The following is an 8,703-nucleotide window of genomic DNA, read 5'->3' on the forward strand; positions in this document are numbered from 1 at the left end:
TTTATTCTAACGAGAAACAAAAAATCTGTCATCAGTAATAGATAAAATCTATTACCAACAACAGATATTGTAGAACCTAAATAGAAAAGTGACCTAACCAGCCATTCCAATATTGATTAATTGGGTAAGGACTTCGATAAACTGATATTACAGCATCACAAAAAGTTAAGAAATAGATGGAGTAGCGTTTAGTTTGAAAGTATCAGCAGGGAAAATATCGTTTACGAAGGTTTAAATGGTAATGGTTACTTTTTATTATACATATCAATTATCAATCCGTCTAGTCAAAATGATTAAATATTCTCTCAGCCATCTACAAACTGAAATTTTCTCTTGACAGGGAAGGGAAGACGTTTCATACTTTTAAATCGTAATCATTACCATTTACTTAGTAAACGGAGGTGCTTAGGTGAAAATTAACTTTTCATTATTGTGTGCTGTTTTAATGGTCCCAATGATTTTCTTCGTACCAATACTTTACACACAAGCTTTTCCAAAACAGCAAACAGAAAAACACTTAGTGGAAATGATTCTCGCATTATTAATTGGAATTTTATGTTGGCTATTTTTTGGCTACTTTGAATCATTTCAGGTAGGCACTCAAAATACATTACCAGTCATTAGCCGATCGTTCGGCCCAACAATGTTTGTTCAATTAGATTTTTTCTTATACGCCTTGGTTATGTTCACAGGTACGGCCATTGCTAAGCATTCCTGGAAATTTTTTGTTTCATTTGTGCCCTTATGGACGTTATTGGTATATGCACCAGTCGCAAATTTGATTTGGTCGCCAACTGGTTATCTGGCTCAACTCGGTGCGCTTGATTTTTCAGGTGGTTTGGTTGTACATCTCACTGCTGGCCTAACCAGTCTGGTCTTGGCACTTTTTATTAAGCGGCCTCAAAATCCACAGGGCTCTGATAATGCATTATTTAAGTATGTTGCCATTCTATTTGTTATCACTAGCTGGTTTGGCTTTAATTTGGCACCGGCAGGTAGTTGGCAAAATTACGGCAGCTTGATTGTAACCAATACGTTGATCGCAATCATCGCCGCTAGCCTAGGTTGGATTATCCCGTTAACTGATCAAAATAAGCCAGTAACTCTCGACGACCTTGTTAATGGTATCCTTACTGGTCTCGTAACCAGCACGGCGGCTGTCGGCTATGTTTCACCGCTTTCAATCGGCATCATTACATTTGTCAGCGGCATTATTTGTCATTTGGCAACCCATTTCACAAACCAGACAGACCGGCTCTACGACGCTGTTGATTCATTTACCATTAATGGCATCGGTGGCTTAATCGGCACCTTTGGTCTCATACTGATGGCAAACACCAAAATCAACCACGGTGGCGCTACTGGGCTAATCTTTGGCAATATTCGCTTTGCCAGTGTTAAACTATTAGCAATTCTCGTCATTTCGGGAATCACAATAATTGGGGCTGTAATCAGCTTGTTAGCAACTCATCTCGTTACCCTAAGAAAGGATTGAAAAATATGTCTGCACAAGTTTCAGTTGCAATCATTGGTGCCGGTGCCGCAGGAATTGGCTTTGCGGTCACTCTCAAGTCTTATGGCTTTCGAGATTTTGTTGTTTTAGAGAAGGGTGAAGTTGGCGACACTTTTACCAAATGGAACCCAGAAACTCACTTAATTTCACCATCTTTCACAACTAATGGTTTTGGCTTCCCAGATTTAAACGCAGTTGTTCCTGATACTTCGCCAGCCTATAGCGAAGGTAATGAACACTTATCCGGAATTCAATACGCTCATTATCTTAAAGAACTCGCCAGAAAACTCGAATTATCAGTTAGAACCCATACTGAAGTTAAACTCATTCGGCTGTTACCAGACGAATCCTATGAGTTAAAGTTGTCAGACGACACGATCTTAACAGCTCAGTATGTCTTCATCGCAATTGGCGACTACGCTTATCCGTACACGCCTAACATTCCTGGTGCCGCCCATGGAATCCACTACGCCAACTTAAAGAATTACGATGAGTTGCCTGTAAATGGGCCTCAACTAATTATCGGTGGCAATGAAGCCGCCTTTGATGTCGCCATTCACCTAGCCAAACGGAACATTCACAGTTACCTTTTCGCTAGTGACAGCAGTGCCACTTCAACAAATCCTGATCCCAGTAAACGTTTATCCACTTACACTTCTGCCGGCTATCAAAAATATCGATCTTTTATCCAGCTCAATGAGGACAAGACAGTCTTGGCAATCAATAAAATTGATGATGAGTATCGACTACTTTTTAGAGATGGTACGCTTACCAAAACCAATAAGCGCCCCATTTTCGCAACGGGATTTGCTTGTTATCAAAGTCCACTAATTGCCAATCTATTCATCAATTATAATGATCGACCACTCTTAACAAAAAGTGACGAATCTACCATTTCGCCAAACGTCTTTCTACTTGGCCCCCAAGTTCAACATGGGAATGTCTTATTGTGCTATATTTACAAATACCGGCAGTGGTTTGCGCCCCTTGCGGAAACGGTATTACAACGAATCGGTATTGATATCAACCCGAAAATTTCTGATAAGTATCTACAAAATGGCATGTATCTGAAAGATTACTCTGCTTGTGAAGTTAATTGTTAATCGTGAACTAGTAAATTCAGGGATTGGGACGAAAGGCGATTTGATCCCAGAATTCAATTTAAAAAAAGGAATGCATCCTGGTTTGGAATGCATTCCTTTTTTGCTTAAATTCTGAGATCAGCCGTTTGTCGCAAGTCTTATCAATATAACAGTAAAAAGCCAAGTTGCATTCATAAATACCCCGCAGACTAATGTCACAGTTTCCTGAATTGTTAATTACAGTTCAAATATAACAGATCCAAAAGCAGAAGTTAACCCAAACCATACCCATAGTTTACATTGTGGGCACACGAAAATTCTTCACCATGATCACATTGACTTTGTTGAAGCAAATGGCCATCTCCATCATAAACACGAAGATCATTGGGACGAATGTAAGATTGAAGTTTCCGTACAAAATCCTGATGGCGAACATCCGATGGAAGGCGAAATTCACAACGAATTTTGCGGTCACCAACAGGTCCCTCATGGCGACCACATAGATTACCTGGTAAATGGTCGTCTTCAACATGTTCACGGTGATCACGTTGACGATCACGGCCCAGTAGATATTGTTAGCTAATTAATAATCAATTTAAATCTTCCAACTTAATTTATGTAAGTAAAAAACCACCTGACACCCCTTTCCGGGTAATTCAGGTGGTTTTAGATTGCTCTTAACATAATGATAGCCTAGTTTGAGGCCATAACAACTTTAACAATATTATGGATACTTATTTATTTTGATTTTGTTCCTTCGTCTTCAATTTCTTCCAAGCTGCGACCCTTGGTTTCAGGGACACAAGCCTTGATAAACCAAACACCCAATAGGCAGATGACACCAAAGATTGCAAATACGGCGTCTTGAGGCATTGTTGCTGTCATAATTGGGAAGAGCAGACCAACCGCAAACGATCCGATCCAGTTTGCTGATGAAGCGGCACCTGAAGCCCGACCTCTAATGGCGAGTGGGAAGACTTCACCGATGATTACCCAAGTTAATGGTGCCCAAGTGAATGAGTAGGCTGCCACATATAGGCTCAAGAATGCCACAATCACCATTGGACTGGCACTTGGCATCAAGACTTTGATAACTGTTGGGAGAATAAATGAGAGTCCCATTACTGTCCCACCCAGGATAAGGAGCGTCTTTCGTTTAAATTTATCAGCGATTGCCAAGAATACTAATGAACCGATGACCAACAGAATTCCTTGAATAATTGGCCACATCAACGCAGAACTTGCGGCACTACCGGTTGCCTTTTCAACGATCAAAGGGATGTAGTAGAAAATTGCATTTGCGCCTTGGAACTGCTGGAATGCAGCCACTCCAATCCCGGCAATTGCTAAGTAACGATATTTACCGCTAAAGACTGTTCTCCATGAAGTTGCTTTTGAAACGTTCTTTTCTTCAGCAGCAGTTTGTTGAATTTGAGCTAATTCAGTATCAATTTCTTTGTCATTATCGCGAATGTAACTAAGCACTGTGCGAGCATCGTCCACCCGATGGCTTTTAACCAAGAAACGTGGTGATTCAGGTAAGAAAGAAACCCCTGCGAACAGGATCAATGCTGGTACTGCAGCCAAGCCGAGCATCAAGCGCCAGGCAAAGTTTTCAGGCAGATCCTTCAATAAGAAATCCATGACGTATGAGAGCAGCATTCCGGAAACAATCATTGTCTGGTTAATGCCAGTCAAGCGACCCCGCATCTTAGCAGGGGCCATTTCAGACATATAGGCCGGTACCAGTGCCGAAGAAGCCCCAACAGCTAATCCCAAGAAAACCCGGACAGCAATTAAATAATATTGGCCATCATTGGGGGACATTGCGGAGAGAACGGAGCCAAGCATGAAGATGACAGCAGAAAGTAAAATCATCTTTTTTCTTCCCAGCTTATCAGATAACTGACCAGCGATTGCTCCACCAAAAATGGCCCCCAGCATCACTGCAGAAGTGATCCAACCGACAACGGTGGCATTATTTTGAAGGCCCCAGTCCGTTTGCAGAAACGGTAAGGCACCCGTCATAACTCCAATATCATAACCAAACAGGATTCCACCAAAGGAACCAAAGAAATAAATAAAGCTGCTTGAGATTTTCTTTTCTTTTGTAACAACCTTTTCCATATTCATTCTCCTTAACCTAAAAAGTCTCTTTAGTCGATTTTGCTTCCCGTTTCGAAAGGGTTGAAAGGGGTTGCATAATAAATCGAACAAATTTTTATTATAAAACTTATGTCAGTATCAGTTCCACATCACCGGTATAACAACGCTTACATTAACAATTAACTGACGCACATAAAAATTATTGAAATCATGCAGCGCTTACAAGATGATATATTAAAGCATTTATACGTACAAATCAACTATAAACTCTATTTATCTTACGAATAAATTAAAAGTAAGCATAAAAAGGCCTCCACTTCGGCATTTGAAGTGAAGGTTATTTTTTACTAATATATAAATAAATTTTACTAAAAGCTAGTTTTCAGTAATTAAAATCGTGGATATCATAATCAAGCATTTATGATTATTCGGATGCCTGGATGCTTCCTTCAATATCATCTTTCTCAAAATCATGTTCCATGTAGGCCTTGTTATCAACCGGTAGATGCTGCTCCAGGGTATCGAATAGTTGATAAGAAACTTCACCTTTTACTAAACGAAAGTCAAGCACATGACCACCAAACTTTCGATCATCCGACATGAAGTGATGGTGAAAGCCACCCACTGCGGCCCCGTTGAACAACTGTGGCGAATAGTAGCTAATCAATGTGCCATCAATTTGATCGCGAGTAAAAATGCTCTGTTTTCTTGCGGTTTCAGCCAAGGTACTGTATGGCGGCTCAGACTTGACCACTGCCCGCGTTTTAATGTCTGCAAAGGTTCCTGTCACTTTAAGCGAAAAAAACGTGTTTTCAGCTCGACTCAATGCCAGCATCTGCTTGTTCAAATCGTCCTGTTCCACGTTTTCCAGCTCCGCCAATGGTGAGTAACGGGCAAAATGGGCATTGGCAAATGGCAGCTTAAATTTATCTGAAACTACCGTTACTTTTCCCCTTGAGTTCACCTGATAGGGCTTACCGTCAAGAATAATCAGCTCGCCATCCAGCCCTTCGCCAGTCCCAATTCCGGTATCGCCACGCTTGAGCAGCTGCCCCATTGTGATCGTCCCTTCGAGTAGGCCTGGCACCAATAACGCTAACGTTCCGTGTTGATACAAAGTAGTGTATTTTGACATTTGACAACTTCCTTAGTGTTCAATTTAAGATATCCTTCATTAAAGCGGATTTTAACTTAATGTTATCACTATAATCAACTGGAATGTCAACCACTACTGGTCCTTTTGTCTGAAATGCTTCATCAAGAACTTTACCTAGGTCATCTGGCCCGGTAACCTGCAGCCCTTTGGCACCAAAGCTTTCAGCGTATTTAGCGTAATCAACGGGTCCAAAATCAACGCCGGCATCCTTACCATACTTGGCAATTTCCTGGAACTTCACCATATCGTAGTAACCATCGGTCCAAATAATTTGCACAATATTGAGCTTCAATCGGACGGCCGTTTCCAATTCCTGGCCTGAGAACAAGAAGCCCCCATCACCGGAAACCGAAACCACTGGTTGTTCCGGACGAGTCAACGCTGCTGCAATTGCCCATGGCAGTGAAACTCCCAGGGTCTGCATCCCATTACTGAAGAGCAAATGACGGGGCCGATAGATCCGGAAATAACGGGCCATCCAAATATAGTGACTTCCTATATCAACCGTGACCGTGGTCTCATCATCGACTCGCTCCTGTAAAGCCCGAATAATAGCTAGTGGGTGGACTCGACCCGGAGTAACATTCTTTGGCACTTCCCGTTCTGATGAAAATTCTTCTCGTAAATCATCGAGGGTCTTGGTAACTTGAAAAGATAGGTCAAACTCTCCTGTAAAAGTATCAGTCAAGGCATCAATCGTGTTTTCGATGTTTGATTCAACGATTACGTCCGGTTGGTAATTAGTGGAGATTTCCGGCGCCACTGTATCAATGTTGACGATTTGCTTGTTATGCTCCAGGTTCCAGTTACGAGCTTCATATTCAACCGGATCGTAACCGATTGCCAGTACTAAGTCACTTCGTTTCAACAGGGTATCGCCAATTTGATTTCTAAACAAACCGACCCGCCCATAGAAACGGTCTTCAAGCTGCCTGGAAACCACGCCGGCTCCTTGATAGGTTTCGACAACCGGCAACGATACTTCTCGCAGAAGGGCGTGCAGTGCTTTGGTCACTTCAGGCGTAGAAGCCCGCATCCCGGCAAAAATCACCGGTAATTTGGCATTCTTCACCATCTCCGAAATCTGCTTAATCGTTTTGTCGGATGCCCGACCTTCGTCTCCACGCTTCAATGGGGCAATCTCCGGCCGGTCAGTTTCATCACTCAATACGTCCGCTGGCAGTGATAAAAAGGTTGCGCCGGCTTTAGGCGACACCGCCGTTGTATAAGCATTGGAAAAAGCTTCGGAAACATTATTGGCATCCTGAACTTCCACGCTGCTCTTGGCGGCATTCACCATTAATTCCTTACTGGGAATACTTTGATGAGTCATCCGGGCAAGGTCATCCCTTGGCACCTGACCACCCAACGCAATAACTGGATCCCCTTCAGCCGTGGCCGTCATCAGTCCGGTAACCAAATTCGAAACTCCTGGGCCGGATGTTGTCGCAACCACTCCTGGTTTGCCGGTTAATCTGCCAATCCCCGCCGCAATAAAGGCGGCATTTTGCTCATGACGGGTGACAATCAGCTTCGGGGTTCTTGGATCGTCGCTATACTTCAAGTCTTCAAACAGTTGATCAACTTTAGCACCAGGGATTCCAAACACATATTTGACGCCTTGGTTAATCATCGATTGAATTAGGGCCTGGGACCCACGTTTCTTTTCACTCATAAGGACACCTCTATTAATTTATTGTCTGTAATTTTAATATATCAATTAAACACATACTACAACAATCAGGTTTGTTTTCACAATCTATTTAACAACTAGATTACTTAAAATAAGCAAAAATTACAACAAAAAGTACTCAACATTGTGAAATTCTGTTATGATTTATTAAATTTACAAACTCGGAAGTGATTCTGCTTGAAATATTCAACCTTATTATTCGATGTCGACGATACCTTACTCAATTTTCAATCATCTGAAAAGCACGCCCTGAAAAAATTATTCCAGAGCCTCCACAAGCCACTGACTCCTGAAATTTATCGGGATTACCATTCGCTGAACGCCCAGTTATGGCGTCGATACGAGCGCGGTGAAATCAGCCGTGAAACGTTGCTGGATGAACGTTTTAATTTATTCTTTCAACATTATGGGGAAAACGTCGATGGCACCCTTTACGGCCAAAAATATCGTTCCTTCCTATCTGAAGGTCACGATCAGATCCCGAATGCCACAAAGCTGCTAGCTGATTTAACCCACGATCACCACCTCTACGTTGTCACCAATGGCGTGGCCTCAACTCAATATCGGCGGTTGAAAGAATCGGGGCTGGATAAATATTTCGACAATGTCTTTATTTCGGAAAAAATCGGTCACAAAAAACCAGAACCAGCATTTTTTGACTACATCGCCAATAACATTAGCGGATTCAATAAACAAGAATCATTAGTAGTCGGTGACTCATTGACCTCTGATATCTTAGGGGCGGCCACATATGGCCTCGACTCAGTCTGGTTCAATCCTCAGCACCAACCAAACGCAAGTTCAACTCAACCAACGTATGAAATTGATCAATTGTTGGATTTGGAAGCCATTGTCAGTTAAACGGGGTTACCTATTTTTAAAGAACACTTTTCTTGCTCTACCGCCTATAATCCCATATGCTTAATTATGTAAGCGTATTTAAAATATTCTAGGACAACTGCGTAAAGCAGAAACTTCCACCTAAGCACCACCAACAAAAATCCCCAAAACCGGGATTCCTGTTGGCGGAGACTTACGCTCCGACTTCTAACCGCTTGGATCCGCTCACTTATTAGGACAGCTGCACAAAGCAAAAGTCTGCACATAAGCACCACCAACAAAAATCCCCAAAACCGGGATTCCTGTTGGCGGA

At 42.2% G+C, this 8,703-nt stretch carries 7 protein-coding genes; 4 read left to right on the top strand and 3 right to left on the bottom strand.

Going from position 1 to position 8,703, the window contains the following annotated elements:
- The first annotated feature begins 409 nt into the window (after positions 1–409).
- The 3 genes from KTE19_RS09170 (at position 410) to KTE19_RS13990 (ending at position 3,178) form a co-directional block, all read left to right on the top strand.
- Positions 410–1,495 carry an ammonium transporter family protein gene (locus KTE19_RS09170; protein ID WP_217342124.1) on the top strand — a complete coding sequence of 362 codons (1,086 nt, stop codon included), beginning with the start codon at positions 410–412 and terminating at the stop codon, positions 1,493–1,495.
- Positions 1,496–1,500: 5 nt separating this feature from the next.
- Positions 1,501–2,616: an NAD(P)/FAD-dependent oxidoreductase gene (locus tag KTE19_RS09175; RefSeq protein ID WP_217342125.1), complete on the top strand. Its 1,116-nt coding sequence runs from the start codon at positions 1,501–1,503 to the stop codon at positions 2,614–2,616.
- Between the two features lie 418 nt (positions 2,617–3,034).
- Entirely contained in the window at positions 3,035–3,178 is a 144-nt protein-coding gene (locus KTE19_RS13990) for a hypothetical protein (protein ID WP_249778427.1), read from the top strand.
- Positions 3,179–3,333: 155 nt separating this feature from the next.
- On the opposite strand, the gene KTE19_RS09185 is transcribed toward KTE19_RS13990, so the two are convergent.
- From KTE19_RS09185 to alsS, 3 genes are all read right to left on the bottom strand, one after another.
- Entirely contained in the window at positions 3,334–4,722 is a 1,389-nt protein-coding gene (locus KTE19_RS09185) for a sugar porter family MFS transporter (RefSeq protein WP_217162700.1), read from the bottom strand.
- Between the two features lie 403 nt (positions 4,723–5,125).
- Complete coding sequence (budA, locus tag KTE19_RS09190; protein WP_217164829.1) at positions 5,126–5,836, bottom strand: acetolactate decarboxylase; 711 nt, start codon at positions 5,834–5,836, stop codon at positions 5,126–5,128.
- Positions 5,837–5,855: 19 nt separating this feature from the next.
- Positions 5,856–7,532: an acetolactate synthase AlsS gene (gene alsS / locus KTE19_RS09195; protein WP_217164827.1), complete on the bottom strand. Its 1,677-nt coding sequence runs from the start codon at positions 7,530–7,532 to the stop codon at positions 5,856–5,858.
- Positions 7,533–7,727: 195 nt separating this feature from the next.
- On the opposite strand from alsS, the gene KTE19_RS09200 reads away from it, so the two are divergent.
- Complete coding sequence (locus KTE19_RS09200) at positions 7,728–8,411, top strand: YjjG family noncanonical pyrimidine nucleotidase (protein WP_217342126.1); 684 nt, start codon at positions 7,728–7,730, stop codon at positions 8,409–8,411.
- Positions 8,412–8,703: the final 292 nt, after the last annotated feature.

The organism is Lentilactobacillus dabitei, from assembly GCF_019061365.1.
Taxonomy (GTDB): Bacteria; Bacillota; Bacilli; order Lactobacillales; family Lactobacillaceae; genus Lentilactobacillus; species Lentilactobacillus dabitei.

Coding starts and splice junctions, on each gene's coding strand:
- KTE19_RS13990 (WP_249778427.1), top strand. CDS start 3,035: ATGGAAGGCGAAATTCACAACGAATTTTGCGGTCACCAACAGGTCCCT.
- budA (WP_217164829.1), bottom strand. CDS start 5,836: ATGTCAAAATACACTACTTTGTATCAACACGGAACGTTAGCGTTATTG.
- alsS (WP_217164827.1), bottom strand. CDS start 7,532: ATGAGTGAAAAGAAACGTGGGTCCCAGGCCCTAATTCAATCGATGATT.
- KTE19_RS09185 (WP_217162700.1), bottom strand. CDS start 4,722: ATGGAAAAGGTTGTTACAAAAGAAAAGAAAATCTCAAGCAGCTTTATT.
- KTE19_RS09175 (WP_217342125.1), top strand. CDS start 1,501: ATGTCTGCACAAGTTTCAGTTGCAATCATTGGTGCCGGTGCCGCAGGA.